Genomic DNA, 18930 nt, shown 5'->3' with positions numbered 1-18930 from the left:
GGGTGTGCTCATCGCAACATGCTTGACCGAGACAGCGCTCGACGAAGGGGCCGCGATGTACCAGCCGTACTACCCGCCACCGCGCAGAACGAACACGCTGGCCATCGTGTCGCTCGTCATGCTGTTCTTCTTCGCGCCGGCGTCGATCGTGCTGGGCGTCATGGCCCGCAAGGAGATCCGGCGCACCGGTGAGGACGGCTGGGGCCTGGCGACGGCGGGCCTGATCGTCGGGAGCGTCCTGACCGCGTTCTACACGCTGGCCATGATCTTCTGGATCTTCATCATCGTGAGGTACTGGCCACCGATGTCGGATCTGCCGAACCAATGAGCAAACGCCGGATCGTGGCGATCGTCCTGGGCATCGTGGTCGTCAAACTCATCGTGCTCGCGGCCGCGTTGTACGGCTTCGCGGCGCTGCTCGGGTGGGTGTTCCACGAGGCGAACAACCCGCACTAGCCGGCGAGGAGCTCCAGCGCGCCGCCGCAGTGCCTGCAAACGTCGAAGAACACGTGCACATCGGTGTGACAGCCGGGGCAGCTGCGGAAGCTGCGCTCGTAGAGATCGTCTTCGCGGCGCTTGAACAGCCGCAGTCCTCTCCAGCCCTTGCCGTTACTCGTTCGTGACATGCGATCAGCATGCACCCACAGGGGGCCGCGAACGCAATTTTCTGTCACGGATTGTGCGCCACTTCACGCGTTTTTGAAGCAACCAGTAACCGTCGAACACGTCCAGTCACAGTCGGCGTGAAGTGGCGCACAATCTGTAACGGCCTACTCCTCCGGCGGCGACCAGACGTTGCTGCGCTGCATACCCGCCGCACGCCCCTTGCCGGAAATGACGAGCGCCATCTTGCGGGACGCCTCGTCGATCATCTCGTCGCCGAGCATGACGGCGCCGCGCTTGCCGCCCGCCTCCGAGGTGAAGTACTCGTACGCGTCGAGGATGTTCTCCGCGTGGTCGTAGTCGTCCTGCTTGGGGCTGAACACCTCGTTGGCCGCGTCGATCTGACCGGGGTGCAGCACCCACTTGCCGTCGAAGCCCAGCGCGGCGGACCGGCCGGCCACGCGCTTGTAGCCCTCGACGTCGCGGATCTGCAGGTAGGGACCGTCGATGGCCTGCTTGTCGTGCGCCCGCGCGGCCATCAGGATCCGCATCAGGATGTAGTGGTAGGCGTCGCCGACGTCGTAGCCGGGCGGCTGCTCACCGACCACGAGCGACTTCATGTTGATCGACGCCATGAAGTCGGCCGGCCCGAAGATGATCGTCTCGACGCGCGGGGACGCCGTGGCGATCGCGTCGACGTTGACCAGGCCGAGGGCGTTCTCGATCTGCGCCTCGATGCCGATCTTGCCGACCTCGTAGCCCATGGTCTTCTCGATCTGCGTGATCAACAGGTCGAGCGCCTTGATCTGCTCCGGAGTCTGCACCTTCGGCAGCATGATGCAGTCGAGGTTCGCGCCCGCGCCCTCGACGACCTCGGTGACATCGCGGTAGGTCCACTCGGTGGTCCAGTCGTTCACGCGGACCACGCGGGCCTTCTCACCCCAGCCGCCCTCGTTGAGCGAGGCGACGATCGTCTTGCGGGCGTCCGGCTTCGCGAGCGGGGCGCAGGCGTCCTCGAGGTCGAGGAACACCTGGTCCGCCGGCAGCGTGCGGGCCTTGTCGATCATCTTCTGGCTCGAGCCGGGAACGGCCAGACACGAGCGACGGGGACGCTGCTGGTCGACCACGGGGTACCTCCTCGTACCAGCCGGTAACTATGTGTTGGGGCCAACATTGGCACGCCCGAGGGGCGACCGCATATTCGCTGAGTCGGGTCTCACAAACCGTGCCAGGCTTTACCGGTGGAGATCGCACAAGTCCTCGACGCCGCTCTGCGCAAGGCCGCCGCCATCTGGATCACCGTGCCGGCACACCCGCCCCGGCTCGTCTGGGCGCTGTGGCGGAACAACACGATCTGGCTCGCGACCGGCGGCACCGAGCAACAGGTGCCCGGCCTGGCCGACGGCACCATCTGCACCATCACCCTCCGCTCGCCCAGCACCCATTCGCATCTGCTGGAAACACAGGCGATTGCGCACAATGTGGAGCCCGACGAGGAGACCATGCAGGCTCTCAGAACCGCCAGGTTGAACACCGATCCGGAGTGGGAGTCCGTATACCGCCTGGAGGTCGTGTGATCACTGTCCCGGACGGATTCGGCGACGGCCTGGGCCCCGACGCGCCGCAGTGGGTCGCGACGCTGCCACGCCTCGCCACGAAGATGTGCGCGCGCTGGGACCTCACCCCGGACGGCGACGTCATGACGGGGTTCTGCGCGGTCGCGCTCCCGGTACGGCAGGCCGACGGGCATCCGGCCGTGCTCAAGCTGACGTGGATCGACGAGGAGACCGAGCACGAGGCGCTCGCCCTGCGGACCTGGGACGGCGACGGCGTGGTGCGCCTGCTGGACCACGACGCGGAGCTGGGCGCGTTGCTGCTGGAACGACTGGACCACACGTACTCGCTGCACGAGGCGCCGATCGAGGAGGCGATCGACGTGATCGGCCGGCTGCACCGGCGGTTGCGCGTCCCGGCGCCGCCCGAGATCCGGCGCGTCGAGCCCGAGATCCTCGACCACGCCGGCGTGCCCGCGCGGTTGCTCGACGCCGCGCGCGAGGCGGGTGAGGAGCTGGCCAAGACGCAGGGCGAGCTGCTGGTCAACGAGGATCTGCACTACGACAACGTGCTGCGCGGCGACCGCGAGCCGTGGCTGATGATCGACCCCAAGCCGGTGTGCGGCGATCCCGAGTGGGCGGTGATCCCGTTGCTGTGGAACAGGTTCAGCGAGCTCGACGACGGGCGCGGGCTGAGCGACCGGTTCGCGGCGATCTGCGCGGCGGGCGAGCTCGACCCGGACCGGGCGCGCGGGTGGGTGTTGCACCGCGCGGTGTCGAACTGGATCTGGTGCCTGGACGCCGATCCGGAGGCCGAGGAAGTGCTGGAGAAGATCGCGCTGTGGGCCGCCGGTTCCTGATCTAGCCTTGCCTTGTGGTGGCTGTGAACAGGGTCTACGTCGCTCAGCTCGCCGGTCTGCCGGTGTTCGGCCCGGACGGTGAACCCATCGGCAAAGCCCGCGACGTCGTGATCAGCCTGCGGATCGACCGCCAGCCGCCGAGGGTGCTCGGCGTCGTACTGGAGCTCGCGACGCGACGGCGCATCTTCGTGCCGATGCTGCGCGTCACGTCGATCGAGCCGAACGCGGTGACGCTCGCGACCGGGTCGGTCAACCTGAGGCAGTTCCACCAGCGCGCCAACGAGGTGCTGGTCATCGGCGAGCTGCTGGACGCCCGCGTGCAGCTGGACGACGGCGCGACCGCGGTGGTCGTCGACGCCGCGATGGAACCGACCCGCACGCGCGACTGGCGGATGACCCGCGTCGCCGCGCGCACCCGCACCGGACGGCTCGGCCGCAAGGGGCCCGTGCAGGTGTGGCGGTGGGAGGAGATCAGCGGCCTGAGCGTCAACGAGCTCGCCGGCCAGCCGCAGGGCGCACAGCAGCTGCTGGCCGTGTTCGAGGGCATGCGCGCCGCGGACGTCGCGAGCACGCTGCACGCGTTGCCCGCCAAACGCCGCTACGAGGTCGCGGACGCGCTGGACGACGAGCGGCTCGCCGACGTCATCGAGGAACTCTCCGAAGAGGACCAGAAGGACCTGCTCGCGCACCTCGACGAGGAACGCGCGGCGGACATCCTCGAGGTGATGGACCCGGACGACGCGGCGGACCTGCTCGCCGAGCTGCCCGAGTCGGAGAAGGACCGGCTGCTCGGCCTGATGGAGCCGGAGGAGTCCGAACCGGTCCGGCGGCTGCTGGAGTACTCGTTCGACACCGCGGGCGGCCTGATGACGCCCGAACCGATCATCCTGCCGCCGGACGCCACGATCGCCGAGGCGCTGGCCCACGTCCGCAACCCCGACCTCACGCCCGCGCTGGCGTCGATGGTCTTCGTGTGCCGGCCCCCGACCGCGACGCCCACCGGGCGCTACCTCGGCTGCGTGCACATCCAGCGGCTGCTCCGCGAACCGCCGTCCGACCTGGTCGCGGGAGTGCTGGACACCGACCTGGCCCGGCTTTCGCCGTCGGCGTCCCTCGGTGACGTCACCCGGTACTTCGCCGCGTACAACCTGGTGTGCGCGCCGGTGATCGACGAGACTGACCACCTGATCGGCGCGGTCACCGTTGACGACGTGCTGGACCACCTGCTGCCGGACAACTGGCGCGAGACGGGACTGACCCATGCCTGAACTGCTGCCGCGGCGCCGACTCGACCAGCCGCGCGAACCCCGGCGGTTCCGGTTCGCGATCGACCCCGAGGCGTTCGGGCGCGTGTCGGAGCGGCTGGCCCGGTTTCTGGGGACCGGGAAGTTCCTGTTCTGGCAGACGGTCCTCGTGGTGTCCTGGATCGCGCTGAACCTGTTCGCGGTCTCGCTGCGCTGGGACCCCTATCCGTTCATCCTGCTGAACCTGGCGTTCTCGACGCAGGCCGCCTACGCCGCGCCGCTGATCCTGCTGGCGCAGAACCGGCAGGACGACCGCGACCGCGTGTCGCTCGAGGAGGACCGGGCGCGGGCCGCGCAGACGAAGGCCGACACCGAGTTCCTCGCCCGTGAGCTGGCCGCGCTGCGGCTCGCGGTGGGCGAGGTCGCGACGCGCGACTTCGTGCGCGGCGAGCTGGACCGCCTGGTCAAGGAGAAGAAGGTCCGGGCCCGGGACTACGAGCCGCGCTGACGCGAGCGTCCCCGACCCGCTGGGGGACCCCCGGTTTCAATTCTCCCAGGCAGGACCGACAGTTCCGGCCACGCGACCATCGACCTGTGGACAACTCGTGGCCTGTGGACAACCGGGTCAGCGGCCCGCGGGCGACACGTTCAGCAGCCGCCCGGCCAGGCCGCGCGACCGCACGCTGAGCTTCTGCGCCACCTCGGTCAGCACCTGTGCCGCCGCCGACTCCGGGACGGCGGTGACGATCGGCGTGCCGGTGTCACCGTTCTCCCGCAGCCGCGGGTCGAGCGGCACCTGGCCCAGCAACGGCACGTCGGCGCCGACGGCCTTGGTCAGCGACTCGGCCACCGCGGAACCGCCGCCCGAACCGAAGACCTCCATGCGGGAGCCGTCGGGCATCTCCAGCCAGGACATGTTCTCGATCACGCCCGCGACCCGCTGCCGGGTCTGCAACGCGATCGAGCCCGCCCGCTCGGCCACCTCGGCGGCGGCCTGCTGCGGGGTCGTCACGACCAGGATCTCGGCGTTCGGCACCAGCTGCGCCACCGAGATCGCGATGTCGCCGGTGCCGGGCGGCAGGTCGAGCAGCAGCACGTCCAGGTCGCCCCAGAACACGTCGGCGAGGAACTGCTGCAGCGCGCGGTGCAGCATCGGGCCGCGCCACACGACCGGGGTGTTGCCCGGCGTGAACATGCCGATCGAGATGACCTTCACGCCATGCGCCTGCGGCGGCATGATCATCTTCTCGACCTGCGTCGGCTTTCCGTCAGCGCCGAGCATGCGCGGGATCGAGTGGCCGTAGATGTCGGCGTCGACGATGCCGACGGACAGGCCGCGCGCGGCCATCGCGACCGCGAGGTTCACCGTGACGCTGGACTTGCCGACCCCGCCCTTGCCGGACGCGACGCAGTAGACGCGCGTCAGCGAGCCCGGCTGGGCGAACGGGATGACCGGCTCCTCCGCGCCGCCGCGCAGGGACTTGCGCAGCTCCGTGCGCTGGGCGTCGCTCATCACGTCGAGCGTGACGCGCACGTCGCGCACGCCTTCGAGTGCCTTGACCGCGGCCGTCACGTCCGCCGTGATCTTGTCCCGCAACGGGCAGCCGGCCACCGTCAGGTAGACCTCGACCGCCACGATCCCGTCTTCGCCAACTGAGACGTTCTTGACCATCCCGAGCTCGGTGATGGGACGCTTGATCTCGGGGTCCTGGACTCCGGACAGCGCCTTGTGGACGTCGTCGACCGCGGGTAGGAGCTTCACGTTTGCCATGCTACGTCCGGCCCAGCGACGTTCTACCGACTGGTCACTTTCGTCCACAGGGTCAGGTCGTAGTCATGCACCTGCAGTCCGTAACATCGACATCCGTGCCGGATTCGGGTAGTTCCCGTTTGCCCACCCGCGTTGAGCTCGGGGTGTGGCGATCGTTCCTCCGCGCGCATGCAAGGATCACTCGGATCCTCGAGACCGAACTGATTGCTGAGCAGCGCCTTTCGCTCGCGGCCTATGACGTCCTCGTCCAGTTGGCGGAGACACCAGGCATGCGGATGCGCATGACCGAACTAGCGGACGCCGTGCTGCTGTCGCGCTCCGGTGTGACTCGCCTCGTGGACCGTTTGGAACGCGCGGGCCTCGTCGGGCGGGAACGCGCCGATGGTGACGGACGCGGCATCGTTGCGGTACTCACACCTCAGGGCATGGATCGCCTGAAGAACGCCTCGGTCACCCATCTCGCGGGCGTCGCGCAGCACTTCGGCGAGAGCTTCGGCCCCGGCGAGCTGGAGGCGTTCGGCCAGACGTGCGACCGCCTCGGTACGGACGGGGAGTACACCTGATCACGGTCGTCGGGCTCGTGCACGTGCGGGACGGGCGGCTGCTGGTCGTCCGCTCACGGCACAAGCAGGCCTTCTACCTCCCCGGCGGCAAGATCGAGCCGGGCGAGACGCTCGAGGCCGCCCTCAGACGCGAGGTCGCGGAGGAGCTGGGCGTGCGGCTGCGGGAGCCCCGGCTGCTGCGGCGGTACGTCGCGCCCGCCTATGGGGAGGGTGAGGGGGCGATGGTCGACATGACCTGCTTCACCGCCGACTTGGACGGCGAACCCCGGCCGTGCGGGGAGATCGCCGAGCTGAGCTACGTGACGGCCGCGGAGTACGCGGCGCACGACGAGACGGCACCCGCGATCCACGAGGTGCTGGCCGACCTGGCCTGACGCCTCAGGTCGCGTCCGGGTCGTAGGGCGGACGCTCGCCCGGCGACAGCGGCCGCTGCTCCTGGATCGGCGGCGTCGACGGCGTGGCCGGATACCCGTTGGGCTTGGCGTCCGAGTCGTCGAACAGGTGCTTCGTGACCGCGCGCTTCGGATCGAAGTTGCGCAGCTCCCGCAGGTCCTCCAGCGGCTTGCGCAGCTGTTCGAACTCGGGCCCCATCTCCTGCTTCAGCTGCTCGCGTGCGCCGGTCGCGTACTCGCGAATCTGGCGCACGGTCCGGCCGAGCCATGCCGCAGCCTCCGGCAGGCGGTCCGGGCCCAGGATGAACAGGCCCGCGACGACGATGATGAGGATCTCGCCCCACCCGATGCTGTCGAACACAACGCCAGCCTAGCCGTGAGGTCGCGTCGGTGTCTGGACTGAGTCATTTCGCGCGGCCCGGCGCCCCCTAGGGCGCTGGGCCACGCGAAATCACGAGGGAAGACACCGACTTCCGGCGACCTCACCGCGCGAGCGGAGCGAGCGCCATCCAACACCGTCAGTCGGACTTGAGAGTCACGTCGATCGTGAGCTCCCTGCCCTGCCGAGCCAGCACGACCTTCACCGTCTCACCGATGGCGTGCTCGCGAACGGCCACCGTCAGCTCGGCGGCGTTGCGCACCATCCGGTTCCCGACCTTGGTGATCACGTCACCCTCCTGGATTCCGGCAGCGGCGGCCGCCCCACCCGCGGGCACGTTCTGCACCTGCGCTCCCTCGGACGTCTCGGCGGACACGGACTTGACGTTGAGGTTCATGTCCGCGTGCTTGACCTGACCGTCGCGGATCAGCGCCTCGGCGATCTTGCGCGCCTGGTTGCCGGAGATCGCGAACCCGAGGCCCACCGACCCACCGGTCTCGGTGCGGATCGACGAGTTGATGCCCACGAGAGCACCCGACGAGTCGACCAGGGCGCCACCGGAGTTGCCCGGGTTGATCGCCGCGTCGGTCTGGATGGCGTCGTAGGTGACCTGCGGGCCGCCGTTCTCCCCCGCCGCCGTCACGGGCCGGTGCAGCGCGGACACGATGCCCTCGGTGACGGTGTTGGACAGCTGCAGCGGCGAGCCGACCGCGATGACCGAGTCACCGACCTGCAGCTCGTCGGAGTTGCCGAACCGCAGCACGGTCGGGTTCTTCACCTCGACCCGGATCACCGCGAGGTCGGTCTTCGAGTCGCGGCCGACGATCCGCGCCACGGCACGGGTGCCGTCGGTGAACACGGCGGTGAGCTTCGCGGAGGTGTCCTGCGCGGCGGGCGCCACGACGTGGTCGTTGGTCAGGATGTAGCCCTGGCCGTCGATCACGACGCCCGAGCCGATGCCGGCCACGTTCGTGCCCTTGAACTCGATCGACACCACCGACGGCGTCACACGCTTGGCGATGTCGGAGATCGAGCCGGCCGGACGTTCCTTGCCGGGCGCCACCTCGGCGAGCGTCACGCCGGCGTCGGTCAGCGGGTTGCCCGCGCGGCCGAAGAGCCAACCGACGAGGCCACCGACGGCACCGATCGCCAGCACGATGACCAGCAAAAACACCAACGCCATCGGCTTCACGCGGCGGCCGAACAGCAGCTCGGGCACCGACAGCTGCGGGCCGGGCGCGGGCTTGGTCTCTTTGGCGGGCGCCTCTTCGGTGACCGCGGGCGGGCCGATCACGGCACCGGCGCCGGGGTCGCGCCACGGCTCACCGGCGGTCTTGCCCTCCCAGAACACCGGCTCGATGTCCGGATCCACGGGAGAGTCCCCAGGCGGGCGCTGCAGCAGCTCGTCGCCGTAGGGCGGACGCCCGAAGGCGGTCGCCAACGCCTCGGGCGGCGGCGGTGCGAGCTGAACGGGCGGCGGAGTCACCTCGGGCCCGCGCGCGAAAGCGCCCTCCACACCGGAAGGGCGCCCAAAAGTAGTGGAGAGCGAGGGATCGACGGCCGGCCGGTCGATCGGCCGGGGCCGCAGCCTGCGATGCGCGCCGTCGTCCACACCGGACACGGGGGTGGACGTCTGTCCGTTCGGCGACTGCTCACTCACGCCAACAGCCTGCTACAGAATCGGTGAAACTGGCGTCAGTGGTTAACGACCAGCGCGGCGCGCCCGTCGAGCGCCGGGGCTTCCTCGTTGTCGGCGGCCATGAACGCCAGGGCGCCGATCATCAACCCGGACACCACGACCCCCGCACCCTGCCGGGTCCGACGGCCGGCGAACCAGCCCTGACTCCCCAACGGCTTCGACTCACCGAGCCGCGGCCCGGATCCGAAGGCGCGCTGCGCGGTGACGAACTGCCCGTTCTCGTCCAGCGCGAGCCCTTCGGGCGCACTCGGCAGCTCGGCTTCCTGCGGAATCTGCCCAAGCCGGTCGAGCAGCCCAGCGGGTGCCGTAGGCGCCCCAGCCGACCGCACGGCCAGCCGTGCCTGCTGCTGGGAGTAGGTCTCGAACGCGCAGAACCCACAGCGCGCGAGGTGTGCCGCCGCACGCTGGTGCGCGGTTGCCGAGAGCTCGCCGTCAACGAATGCGACAACGGCGTCCGGCAGAAGATGCTGCTCGGGCAAGCGCCAACCACGCAGGTCGGTCATGCAGAGTCCTCCCGCACAGTTTCCCTCCGGCGTTCCAGAGCGGCGCGCAGAGCCTGACGGCCCCGGTGGATCCTGCTTCTCACGGTACCCAGTTTCACCCCGAGTGTGGCGCCGATCTCCTCGTAGGAGAGACCTTCCACGTCACAGAGGACGACGGCGGCGCGAAACTCGGCGGGCAGCTCGTCAAGAGCAGCCTGCAGGTCCGGGTCCAGGTGCGTGTTGTCCCAGATCTCCTCCGGCGTGGGGTCGTCCCCCTCCAGCCGATCGGTGTCCTCGGGCAACCCCTCCATCCGCAACCGCGACCGGCGCCGAGCCATGTCGAGGAAGAGGTTGGTAGTGATGCGGTGCAGCCACCCCTCAAAGGTGCCGGGCTTGTACGACGCCAGCGACCGGAACACCCGGATGAAAGTCTCCTGGGTAAGGTCCTCGGCGTCGTGCTGGTTACCGGTCAGGCGATACGCCAGCCGGTACACCCGGTCAGCGTGCTCGCGCACGACCTCGTCCCACGAGGGCGGCGTCCAGTCGACCGTCTCGATGGGCGCGACGGCCTCCGCGGAACTCGACTGTGTACGCATCAGGTGTTACGGCACCTCCAGCGGGCCCGGTAGCCCTTGAGCGGCTCAACGCTGATCCGGTCCCGTGTGTTCCCGATCTGAGCCTGGTTCCAACCTCGAGCATCACTTTCTCGTGCTCCCTTTAGACGATCGTGAGGAGAGGCTGAGAGCTGCCTGAGAATCCCGGGTTGCGGCGGGTTCACCCGTTTTGGGCACGAGCAGCAGTAACCTCCCTGCTTGTGACACCGGATTCGCCACTTCGGGAGTACGTGGAGCAGTACCTCCCGGAGGACGACGTGCAGCAGGCCGCACGGGCCCGCGGCCTGGAACTGGGCTGCATCCCGATCGGCACGGGCGGCGGCGCCGCCCTGCGCTTCCTAGCGGCGGCGCTGCAGGCCAAGGCCGTGGTAGAGGTAGGCACGGGCGCCGGGGTCAGCGGCCTGTACCTGCTGGGCGGCATGCCCCAGTCAGGCGTCCTGACCTCGATCGACGTGGAACCCGAACACCAGCGCGTAGCCCGCGACATGTTCGCCAGAGCGAAAATCGCGCCGTCGCGCACCCGCCTGATCATGGGCAGCGCCCTGGACGTACTCCCCCGCCTTACCGACGGCGGCTACGACCTGGTCTTCGTAGACGGACACAAGCCGGAGTACCCCCAGTACCTGGAACACGGTGTCCGCATGCTGCGCCCAGGCGGCGTCATCGCGTTCGACAACGTCCTGTGGCACGGCCGAGTGGTCGATTCCACTCAGCGAGACGAGTCCACCACCGCCATGCGCGACATCGCCAGGTCCGTCCGCGAGGATGACCGCCTAGTCCCAGTAATCCTCCCGCTAGGCGACGGCCTCTTGGTAGCCGCACGCCGCCCCACCTAACTCCGCGACGCGCGCAGCGCGAGCCCCCCAACACCCCCGCAGGGCGCAATCCACAGGGGTGGTGGGGCCCTCCCCTCGCATCGCAGGCGAAGCCCTGCCGCAACTGAGCCCTGGGGTCAAGCCACGCTTTAGGGCTTGGTCACGGTCCTCGACCTTGTCGGGTTGGGCGATGGCAGGCGGGACAGCGTTGAAGCCCCATCCAGGGCGGTCAGTAGGCGCGAACACCCTTCCCAAGCACGGTGACACCACCCGCACTGACCGTGTACCGCTCCCGATCAGTAGCCGGATCCACCCCAATCAAGGCCCCATCCGGCACAAGCACGTTCTTATCAAGAATGGCCCGCCGAACAACAGCACCCTTCCCGATCCGCACACCGGGCAGCAAAACAGACCCCTGCACCACGGACCCAACCTCAACCACAACATCGGAAGAGATCACAGACCCGTGAATCTTCCCGGAGATGATCGACCCAGGCCCAACCATGGAATCCTCAGCCGACCCACCGGCAATGAACTTGGCAGGCGGCAACGGCGGCGTGGCGGTCCGAATAGGCCACAACTGGTTGTACAAATTAAAGATCGGATTCACAGACACAAGATCCATATGCGCGTCGTAGTACGCATCAATGGTCCCGACATCCCGCCAGTACCCCGCGTCACGCGAGGTAGCACCGGGCACGATGTTGTCAGCAAAGTCGTAGACGTGCGCCGACCCTTGATCCACAAGCATGGGGATGATGTCCCCACCCATGTCGTGATCAGAGTCAGGATTCAACGCATCAGCCCGCAAGGCATCCAGCAACGCCTCACAGGTGAACACGTAGTTCCCCATCGAGGCGAACGTGACCTCAGGATCGTCAGGCACATGAGGCGGCTCAGACGGCTTCTCCAGGAACCGAGTGATCTTCCCAGAGGCATCGGAGTCGATACACCCGAACGCCTTGGCCTCAGTCCGGGGCACCCGAATCCCAGCCACCGTCACCGACGCCCCAGAAGCCACATGCTGATCGATCATCTGCGACGGATCCATCCGATAAACGTGATCCGCCCCGAAGATCGCCACATGGTCAGGCTTCTCGTCGTGGATGAGATTCAGAGACTGGAAGATCGCATCAGCGCTGCCGGTGTACCACCGGGGCCCAAGCCGCTGCTGCGCCGGCACCGGCGTCACGTACTGACCGAGCACATTGGACAACCGCCACGTGGTCGAGATGTGCCGGTCCAGCGAGTGCGACTTGTACTGGGTCAGCACGCACAGCCGGACCAACCCGGCGTTGACCAGGTTCGAGAGCACGAAGTCGACCAGCCGGTAGTTGCCGCCGAAGGGCACCGCGGGCTTCGCCCGGTCGGCCGTCAGTGGCCAGAGGCGCTTGCCCTCGCCGCCGGCGAGCACAATTCCGAGGACGTGCGGCTGCCCCTTCACATCACGTGACCCTATCTGCGCGACCGCCGCCGGACCAGCGTCTGATCTAACGTATGGACGTGCGCGTCGGACTGTTGACACGGGAATACCCGCCGGAGGTCTACGGCGGGGCTGGAGTTCACGTCGGGTTCCTCGTTCCGCACTTGCGCGAACTGGCCGACGTCGACGTGCACTGCTTCGGCGGTCCACGTGACGATGCGACGGCGCACAACCCGCCGGACACGCTGAAGGACGCGAACGCCGCGCTGCAGACGCTGGGCGTCGACCTGGAGATGGTCGCCGCGCTCGGCGGCGTCGACCTGGCGCACTCGCACACCTGGTACGCCAACATGGCGGGCCATCTGGCGAAGCTGTTGCACGGCGTCCCGCACGTGATCACCGCGCACTCGCTGGAGCCGCGGCGGCCGTGGAAGGCCGAGCAGCTCGGCGGCGGGTACCGGATCTCGTCGTGGGTCGAGCGCACCGCGTACGAGGCGGCCGACGCGATCATCGCGGTGAGCGAGGGCATGCGTGACGACGTGCTCGACTGCTATCCCGCGCTGGATCCGGCACGGGTGCACGTGGTGCACAACGGCATCGACACCGACGCGTACCGGCCGGTGACCGAGACGGACGCGCTGACGCGCCGGGGCATCGACCCGGCCCGGCCGATCGTCGCGTTCGTCGGGCGGATCACCAGGCAGAAGGGCGTGGGGCACCTCGTCGCCGCCGCGCACGAGATCTCGCCCGACGCGCAGATCGTGCTGTGCGCCGGGGCGCCGGACACCCCGGAGATCGCCGCCGAGACGCGCGCCGCGGTCGAGGAGCTGGCGGCGGCCCGGCCGGGTGTGTTCTGGATCCAGGAGATGCTGCCGCTGCCCGAGATCAAGCAGGTGCTGAGCCACGCGACGGTGTTCGTGTGCCCGTCGGTGTACGAGCCGCTGGGCATCGTGAACCTCGAGGCGATGGCGTGCGGCACGGCCGTCGTCGCGTCGGACGTCGGCGGTATCCCGGAGGTCGTCGCGCACGGCGAGACGGGCCTGCTCGTGCATCTCGACGAGCACGATTTGTCGACATATCGACACGAGCTGGCGGCAGCGATCAACTCTCTGTTGGCCGACCCGGCCCGTGCCAAAGCGTTCGGCGAGGCCGGTCGCGCCCGCGCTGTCCAGGACTTCTCCTGGTCGACGATGGCCCAGCAGACCGTGGACGTTTACCGGACCGTGATCTGAGTCACGCCCGATTGGGGCAACCCGATCGGGCTACAACCCGCTTTCACCAGTAGTGACTTTCGAACTACTGGGGGCGACCTGTGCGACTGCTGGCAGTGGCGCTGACCTGCTTGTTCGCGGCATCCTGCGCGAGCGCGCCACCGCCACAACCGCGTGAGGTGACGCTGACGATCCACGGCAAGGCTGTGCTCAGCGCGGCGGATCTGGAGGCGCAGGCCGAGGCGCAGCTGGCCTACACGCTGGACTTCGGTTACGTCGCACGAGCGGGGTCGGCGGCCGTCAAATGCTGGTTCGCCCGCAAGTCAGGCGAGAAATTCGACGTGGACGAGAAGCTGTGGTGCGGGCCGGTGCAGGTGCCTGGCACCGCGCCGTCGCCCGACTGGGTGCCCGTGCCGTTGAAGGAGGTCACGAAGACCGCGGAGGGCGTGAAGTTCGAAGTCCAGCCGCCGCAGGTGCCGCAGTCCGGCGCGCGCAGCACCCCGGCGAGCAAGCTCGTCCGCACCGACGGCACCGAGCTCGACCCGGCCAAGCCGGACGAACCGGTGGCAGGCCCGGAGTTCCTGGCCGTGCTGCCCGACGACGAGAAGAAGACGAACGCCGAGCTCGGCCTGGGCGATCTCGACGTGCGCCTGCGCGACGACCTGCTGGCCGTGCGCGGCACCGGCTGGGCGAACCCGGATACGTGGCCGACGCCCGACGGCGTGCTGCGCGCGAGCCCCGGCAACCGCCTGCGCGTGATGCGGTTGCACGTCGAGAAGCTCTTCGCGACCGACTCGGGTTTCCGCTCGACCAACTGGCACGGGTGGGCGCCGCAGCCGTCCGAGCTAGCGCTGGAGGTGCCCGGCAAACGGCACCAGCTGCCGCAGGACCGGTTGCCGGACAACGGTTCCGTGCTGGTCGTCTACACCGTGCCGGACTCCGGCGAGGCCGAACGTCTGGTGATCGGGTCGGTCGGGGTGAAGTCGCTCGAGCAACGCATGGAGATCCCGTCGGGCAAACGCGTCGGCGACGCCCCGAAGGCCCTGCTGCGCGCGGGCGGCGCCACCACGTCCATGCCCACCCAGAAGATCAAGATCGGTTCGACGGAGTTCGGCATGAAGGTCAACGGCGTGCGACTCGGCGTCCGCCGGCCGGTGAAGACCAACGAGCTCGCGATGTACGACATGGTCAGCGCGTCGGCCCCGGACAAGGCCCTGCTGGAGATCCTGCTCACCACCTCGGGCGGCGAACCGGACAGCGCCGCCGCGTACGCGACGAAGGACCTGATCACGGTCACGCTGCCCGGCGGCGCGACGGCCCCGCAGGTCGGCGTGCGCTACGACGGCGGCGTGCTGCCGACCGCGATCGTCGTGGAGGTGCCCGCCGACGTGCGGTCGGTGTCGCTGGGCCTGAAGGAAGGCTCGCTGGACCTGCCCAGGCTCGGCAAGGTCGACCTCAAGGCACTGGAAGCACCGGTCTCGATCCCCCTGGATTTCTGAACCAGCACAGCCGCCACCGCCAGCCACCCCAGCACCAACGCGACGAGCCCGCTCCACCCCCACGCGCCGAACGCCGTGCTGCCGGTCGTGCCGAGCACGCTGCTGCCGACGTAGAACCCGCACAGGTACAACCCGGACGCCTGCCCGCGCGCACTCTCCGGCGCCCGCGCCCCGACCCAGCCGCTGGCGGTCGCGTGCGCGGCGAAGAACCCGGCGGTGAACACCGCGAGCCCGAGCGGCACCACGGGAATCGTCAGCAGGGCCCCGGCCCCGGCGATCGCCAGGCACAGCAGCATCACGCGACCCCGGCCGTACCGGTCGGCGAGCCGGCCCGCCGTCGCGCTGGCCACGCTGCCCACCGCGTACACGAGGAAGACCAGCGACGACAGCCACGACGGCAGTCCCGCGAGCCGGAAGCCGACCACGTTGTAGAGCGATATGAACGACCCGACCGCGAGCACCGCGACGCCGTACAGGCACAGCAGCACCGGGTCCGTCATCGCCTGGCGCAGTCCCCGGTCCCGCCGCGGCCGGCCCGCGGCCTTCGGCAGGAAGAACACCACGACGACCGCGCAGAGCGCGCCGAACACGGCCGTGGCCAGCAGGGCGTTGCGCCACCCGAGCCAGTCCGCGGTCGTCCCGGCGAGCAGCCGCCCGATCATGCCGCCCGCGCTGTTGCCCGCGACCATCGCGCCGACCGCGCCGCCGAGGTTCTCCCGGAGCTCGTCGGCCAGGTAGGCCATCGCCGCGGCGGGCACGCCCGCGACCGCCGCGCCCTGCAGCACCCTGATCGCGAGGAACGTCTCGTAGTTCGGCGCGAACGGCAGCAGGAGCCCGAACAACGCCGCCGCCAGCACCGACACCAGGATCACCGGCCGCCTGCCGACACGTTGACTGAGCGCCGCGACCGGCACGACCACCAGCGCCAACGCCCCCGTCGCCGCACTGACCGCGAGCGACGCGCCACCGGACGCGAGCCCGTACTCGGCGGCGATCTGCGGCAGGACGGGCTGGGGCGTGTAGAGCAACGCGAACGCGGTGAGCCCGGCGGCGGCGACGGACACGGTCAACCTGGTGGACACGCTTTCGACGCTAAGCCATCCGTCCAATACGGCTCGGCGCGATAATCAATCCATGGATGAATCGAACGGGGGAACCCCCGATTCTTCAATTCTCCCAGGCAGCACCGACAATTCCGGCGCGGCTCCGCAGGCACCCCCGCACAGCGCGCTGCCGCAGGCGTCCCCGCACGGCGCGTCCCCGCACGGCGCGTCCCCGCACGGCGCGCTCCCGCAGGCGTCCCCGCCCCAGGGAACCCCCGCTTCCACTCTCCCAGCCGGCACCGACAGTTCCGGCGCGGCTCCGCAGGCACCCCCGCACAGCGCGCTCCCGCAGGCGTCCCCGCCCCAGGGGACCCCCTTCTCAATTCTCCCAAGCAGCACCGACAGTTCCGGCGCGATCGCCCCCAAGCTGGCCGTCCTGCGCGCCCTCGCCGAGGACGAACACGTCACCAGGGCCGCCGAACGCGTCGGCGTCCCGCAGCCGACCGTCAGCCGCTGGCTCGCCGAACTGACCCAGGACCTCGGCACCCCGGTCGTAGTCAGGGAAGGCCGCCGCGTCCGCCTAACCCGAGCCGGCCGCCTCCTCGCCGAGGCGGCCGAGCGCGCGATGACCGCGCTGGAAGCGGGTCTACGGCAGGTCGAGGAAGAGGTCGACCCCGATAAGGGCCGCGTGGTCCTGGGATTCCTGCACATGCTCGGCCGCGAACGAATCCCGGCACTGGTCCGCGGCTTCCGCGAACACCACCCGCACGTGCGGTTCGGACTGGTGCAGAACAGCCGTCAAGTGATCCTGGAGCAGCTGGCCAGCACAGAGATCGACCTCGCGCTCGTCGCGCCACCGCCCGAAGACCCGGCGTTCGAGAGCGCGGTGCTGTTCGAGCAGCAGCTGATCGTGATCGTCCCCGACACGCACCGTCTCGCAACCCGACAAGAAGTCCGCCTGATAGACCTGGAAGACGACGACTTCATCCTGCTGGAACACGGCTACGGCCTGCGCCAGATCACCGACGAGATGTTCGCCGACGCCGGTTTCACCCCGAAGATCGCCTTCGAGAGCCAGGAGATCGAGACCGTCCGCGGCCTGGTCGCGGCCGGGCTCGGCGTGGCCGTGCTGACCCACGCCGACCCGGCACCCGAAGGACTGGTCGAGCTACCCCTCGTCCCGCGGGCGAGCAGGCGGTTCGGCCTCGTCTGGCTGAAGGACCACCCGCTGCCACCCGCGGTGCGCAGGTTCCGGGATCACGCCCTCGAGGCGTAGGACTCCACGAGCTCCACGAGGGTGCGCGCGCCGAACCCGGTCGCGCCCGGCACGACCTCGTCGTAGTTCTTCTCGGACCGCGCGGGCCCGGCGATGTCGAGGTGCGCCCAAGGCACGCCGCCCGCGAACTTCTCCAGGAACAGCGCGGCGGTGATCCCGCCGGGACCGGGCGGGCACTGCCGGTAGTCCGCGATCTCGCTGTCGACGGCCTCGACGTGCTCCTCCAGCAACGGCATCCGCCACCACTGCTCACCGGCCCGCGTGCCGGCCTCCACGACCGAGTCGGCCACGGAGTCCGTGTTGCTGAACAGGCCGCCGGTGCGCAGCCCCAGCGACACCTTCATCGCGCCGGTCAACGTCGCCACGTCCACGAGCAGGTCCGGCGACAGCCGGCGGACCGCGTACGCCAGCGCGTCGGCGAGCACCATGCGACCCTCGGCGTCGGTGTTCGTGACCTCGGTCGTCGCGCCACCGAAGTGCCGCACGACGTCGCCGGGACGGTAGGCCGAGCCGGACACGTGGTTCTCGGCACACGGCACGAGCCCGGTGACCCGGACGCCGAGACCGCGTCGCGCGACGGCGACCAGCGCGGAGATCACCGCGCCGCCGCCGGACATGTCGGTGCGCATGAGGTGCATGCCGTCCGCCGGCTTCACCGAGATGCCGCCGGTGTCGAACGTGATGCCCTTGCCGACGAACACGATGTGCGGCGCGTTTTTCAAGGACGCGTTCCAGCTCAGCTCCAGGAACCGCGGCGGCCGCGTCGATCCGCCGCCGACGGCGAGCACGCCGCCGAAGCCCTCTTCCGCGAGCCACTTCTCGTCCCGCACGACGGCGGTGAGGCCGGGCACCTTCTCGGCGATCTTCGCGGCGGTGCCCGCGAGCCACTTCGGGTCCTTGACGTTGGACGGGGTGTTCGCGAGGTCACGGGCCAGCGCGGTGGCGGTCGCCAGCGCGTGGGCCTTCAGAGCGGCCTCGGTGAGGACGTCCTCGAGTCCTTCGTCGGCGACGACAAGACGCAGCGAGCGCACCTGCGGGTCGGCGTCGTCACCGGTGACCCGGAAGCGGTAGCCGCCGAGCGCGGCGCCGAGCACGAACGCCTGCAGCCGGTCGGCGTCGATGTCGGTGAGGAACACGTCGGCCGTCTTCGGTGCGGCCTGGCCCGTCAGCCCCCGGACGAGCGCGGCGCCCGCGATCTTCCAGTCCTTGAGCTCGCTCTTTCCTATGCCGAGCACCCAGGAGTCCCCCTGGCGCATGGTCTCGCCGGCCTTGCCGGTGACTTCAGTGAGATCAACATTCGCGGCGCCGGGCCCCAGTTCGGGACCGGTCGCGGCGAGCACGACGCGGGGCACGTTCGCGCGCGGGGCAGAAGCCACCTCGACGTCCACGAGCTTGGTGGGCACGGTGGGTACCGGCGAGCGCACGAAGGCCTCCCTCGAAGGCGATTGCAGTTCCGTCACATTCTGCGTCACGGCGCCAACGAAGCGATGCCCCGGTCTCCAC

General features: G+C 69.4%; 21 protein-coding genes. 11 read left to right on the top strand and 10 right to left on the bottom strand.

The window, feature by feature from the left end; translation table 11 throughout:
- Positions 1-22 precede the first annotated feature (22 nt).
- Both QSK35_RS39535 and QSK35_RS39530 read left to right on the top strand, forming a co-directional pair.
- Positions 23-328, top strand: a complete 306-nt coding sequence (locus QSK35_RS39535) for a DUF4190 domain-containing protein (RefSeq protein ID WP_285753119.1) — start codon at positions 23-25, stop codon at positions 326-328.
- Positions 325-456: a hypothetical protein gene (locus QSK35_RS39530; RefSeq protein WP_285753118.1), complete on the top strand. Its 132-nt coding sequence runs from the start codon at positions 325-327 to the stop codon at positions 454-456. Before QSK35_RS39535 ends, QSK35_RS39530 begins: the two co-directional genes overlap by 4 nt.
- On the opposite strand, the gene QSK35_RS39525 is transcribed toward QSK35_RS39530, so the two are convergent.
- Positions 453-626, bottom strand: coding sequence for a hypothetical protein (locus tag QSK35_RS39525; protein ID WP_285753116.1), 174 nt, complete (start codon positions 624-626; stop codon positions 453-455). The two genes, QSK35_RS39530 and QSK35_RS39525, sit on opposite strands and share 4 nt — an antisense overlap.
- A gap of 144 nt (positions 627-770) precedes the next feature.
- Positions 771-1730, bottom strand: a complete 960-nt coding sequence (locus QSK35_RS39520; protein ID WP_285753114.1) for an HpcH/HpaI aldolase/citrate lyase family protein — start codon at positions 1728-1730, stop codon at positions 771-773.
- A 114-nt stretch (positions 1731-1844) separates the two neighbouring features.
- Here QSK35_RS39520 and QSK35_RS39515 point away from each other — a divergent pair, with 114 nt between their 5' ends.
- Genes QSK35_RS39515 through QSK35_RS39500 form a run of 4 tightly spaced genes read left to right on the top strand, consistent with a single transcriptional unit; the run spans position 1845 to position 4768 of the window.
- Positions 1845-2180 (top strand): hypothetical protein, encoded by a 336-nt coding sequence (locus QSK35_RS39515; RefSeq protein WP_285753112.1) that lies wholly within the window; start codon positions 1845-1847, stop codon positions 2178-2180.
- On the top strand, positions 2177-3016 hold the full coding sequence (locus QSK35_RS39510) for an aminoglycoside phosphotransferase family protein (protein ID WP_285753110.1): 840 nt from the start codon (positions 2177-2179) through the stop codon (positions 3014-3016). The genes QSK35_RS39515 and QSK35_RS39510 overlap by 4 nt, the downstream gene beginning before the upstream one ends.
- Before the next feature lie 14 nt (positions 3017-3030).
- On the top strand, positions 3031-4284 hold the full coding sequence (locus QSK35_RS39505; protein ID WP_285753108.1) for a magnesium transporter MgtE N-terminal domain-containing protein: 1254 nt from the start codon (positions 3031-3033) through the stop codon (positions 4282-4284).
- Positions 4277-4768 (top strand): DUF1003 domain-containing protein, encoded by a 492-nt coding sequence (locus QSK35_RS39500; RefSeq protein ID WP_285753106.1) that lies wholly within the window; start codon positions 4277-4279, stop codon positions 4766-4768. Before QSK35_RS39505 ends, QSK35_RS39500 begins: the two co-directional genes overlap by 8 nt.
- Positions 4769-4885: 117 nt before the next feature.
- Here QSK35_RS39500 and QSK35_RS39495 read toward each other — a convergent pair whose 3' ends face one another.
- A complete protein-coding gene (locus QSK35_RS39495) occupies positions 4886-6022 on the bottom strand; it encodes an Mrp/NBP35 family ATP-binding protein (protein WP_502881775.1) in 1137 nt (378 codons plus the stop codon).
- Positions 6023-6096: 74 nt separating this feature from the next.
- Here QSK35_RS39495 and QSK35_RS39490 point away from each other — a divergent pair, with 74 nt between their 5' ends.
- Together QSK35_RS39490 and QSK35_RS39485 are read left to right on the top strand one after the other, a co-directional pair.
- A complete protein-coding gene (locus tag QSK35_RS39490) occupies positions 6097-6594 on the top strand; it encodes a MarR family winged helix-turn-helix transcriptional regulator (RefSeq protein WP_285753102.1) in 498 nt (165 codons plus the stop codon).
- Positions 6558-6968: an NUDIX hydrolase gene (locus QSK35_RS39485; protein ID WP_285753100.1), complete on the top strand. Its 411-nt coding sequence runs from the start codon at positions 6558-6560 to the stop codon at positions 6966-6968. Before QSK35_RS39490 ends, QSK35_RS39485 begins: the two co-directional genes overlap by 37 nt.
- Positions 6969-6972: 4 nt before the next feature.
- On the opposite strand, the gene QSK35_RS39480 is transcribed toward QSK35_RS39485, so the two are convergent.
- From QSK35_RS39480 to sigE, 4 genes are all read right to left on the bottom strand, one after another.
- The gene (locus tag QSK35_RS39480) at positions 6973-7347 is read right to left on the bottom strand and encodes a sec-independent translocase (RefSeq protein ID WP_285753098.1); all 375 of its coding nucleotides are present in this window, start codon (positions 7345-7347) and stop codon (positions 6973-6975) included.
- Between the two features lie 157 nt (positions 7348-7504).
- Positions 7505-9025 (bottom strand): S1C family serine protease, encoded by a 1521-nt coding sequence (locus tag QSK35_RS39475; protein WP_502881774.1) that lies wholly within the window; start codon positions 9023-9025, stop codon positions 7505-7507.
- A gap of 35 nt (positions 9026-9060) precedes the next feature.
- Positions 9061-9567: an anti-sigma factor family protein gene (locus tag QSK35_RS39470; protein WP_285753097.1), complete on the bottom strand. Its 507-nt coding sequence runs from the start codon at positions 9565-9567 to the stop codon at positions 9061-9063.
- Positions 9564-10142, bottom strand: coding sequence for an RNA polymerase sigma factor SigE (gene sigE / locus QSK35_RS39465; RefSeq protein ID WP_285753096.1), 579 nt, complete (start codon positions 10140-10142; stop codon positions 9564-9566). Before sigE ends, QSK35_RS39470 begins: the two co-directional genes overlap by 4 nt.
- Positions 10143-10390: 248 nt before the next feature.
- Between sigE and QSK35_RS39460 the strand changes: the two genes are divergently transcribed.
- Positions 10391-10996, top strand: coding sequence for an O-methyltransferase (locus QSK35_RS39460; protein WP_285753095.1), 606 nt, complete (start codon positions 10391-10393; stop codon positions 10994-10996).
- 208 nt (positions 10997-11204) lie between these two features.
- Here the strand turns inward: QSK35_RS39460 and glgC are convergent, their stop codons facing one another.
- Positions 11205-12419, bottom strand: a complete 1215-nt coding sequence (glgC, locus tag QSK35_RS39455; RefSeq protein WP_285753093.1) for a glucose-1-phosphate adenylyltransferase — start codon at positions 12417-12419, stop codon at positions 11205-11207.
- A gap of 59 nt (positions 12420-12478) precedes the next feature.
- On the opposite strand from glgC, the gene glgA reads away from it, so the two are divergent.
- A complete protein-coding gene (gene glgA, locus QSK35_RS39450) occupies positions 12479-13630 on the top strand; it encodes a glycogen synthase (protein WP_285753091.1) in 1152 nt (383 codons plus the stop codon).
- A 1315-nt stretch (positions 13631-14945) separates the two neighbouring features.
- Here the strand turns inward: glgA and QSK35_RS39445 are convergent.
- Positions 14946-16190 carry an MFS transporter gene (locus tag QSK35_RS39445; RefSeq protein ID WP_285753090.1) on the bottom strand — a complete coding sequence of 415 codons (1245 nt, stop codon included), beginning with the start codon at positions 16188-16190 and terminating at the stop codon, positions 14946-14948.
- Positions 16191-16242: 52 nt separating this feature from the next.
- Here QSK35_RS39445 and QSK35_RS39440 point away from each other — a divergent pair, with 52 nt between their 5' ends.
- The gene (locus QSK35_RS39440; protein WP_352244197.1) at positions 16243-17427 is read left to right on the top strand and encodes a LysR family transcriptional regulator; all 1185 of its coding nucleotides are present in this window, start codon (positions 16243-16245) and stop codon (positions 17425-17427) included.
- Here QSK35_RS39440 and QSK35_RS39435 read toward each other — a convergent pair.
- Positions 17409-18851, bottom strand: coding sequence for a leucyl aminopeptidase family protein (locus QSK35_RS39435; protein WP_285753088.1), 1443 nt, complete (start codon positions 18849-18851; stop codon positions 17409-17411). The two genes, QSK35_RS39440 and QSK35_RS39435, sit on opposite strands and share 19 nt — an antisense overlap.
- Positions 18852-18930 lie beyond the last annotated feature (79 nt).

Origin of the sequence: Lentzea sp. NBRC 105346, assembly GCF_030269605.1 — a bacterium.
Taxonomy (GTDB): Bacteria; Actinomycetota; Actinomycetes; order Mycobacteriales; family Pseudonocardiaceae; genus Lentzea.
This window is presented reverse-complemented; position numbering and strand designations above follow the sequence as displayed.

Bases quoted from the DNA above. Each gene is read 5' to 3' on its own strand.
- QSK35_RS39530 (WP_285753118.1), top strand. From the start codon at position 325: ATGAGCAAACGCCGGATCGTGGCGATCGTCCTGGGCATCGTGGTCGTC.
- QSK35_RS39525 (WP_285753116.1), bottom strand. From the start codon at position 626: ATGTCACGAACGAGTAACGGCAAGGGCTGGAGAGGACTGCGGCTGTTC.
- QSK35_RS39500 (WP_285753106.1), top strand. From the start codon at position 4,277: ATGCCTGAACTGCTGCCGCGGCGCCGACTCGACCAGCCGCGCGAACCC.
- QSK35_RS39490 (WP_285753102.1), top strand. From the start codon at position 6,097: ATGCACCTGCAGTCCGTAACATCGACATCCGTGCCGGATTCGGGTAGT.
- QSK35_RS39470 (WP_285753097.1), bottom strand. From the start codon at position 9,567: ATGACCGACCTGCGTGGTTGGCGCTTGCCCGAGCAGCATCTTCTGCCG.
- sigE (WP_285753096.1), bottom strand. From the start codon at position 10,142: ATGCGTACACAGTCGAGTTCCGCGGAGGCCGTCGCGCCCATCGAGACG.
- QSK35_RS39440 (WP_352244197.1), top strand. From the start codon at position 16,243: ATGGATGAATCGAACGGGGGAACCCCCGATTCTTCAATTCTCCCAGGC.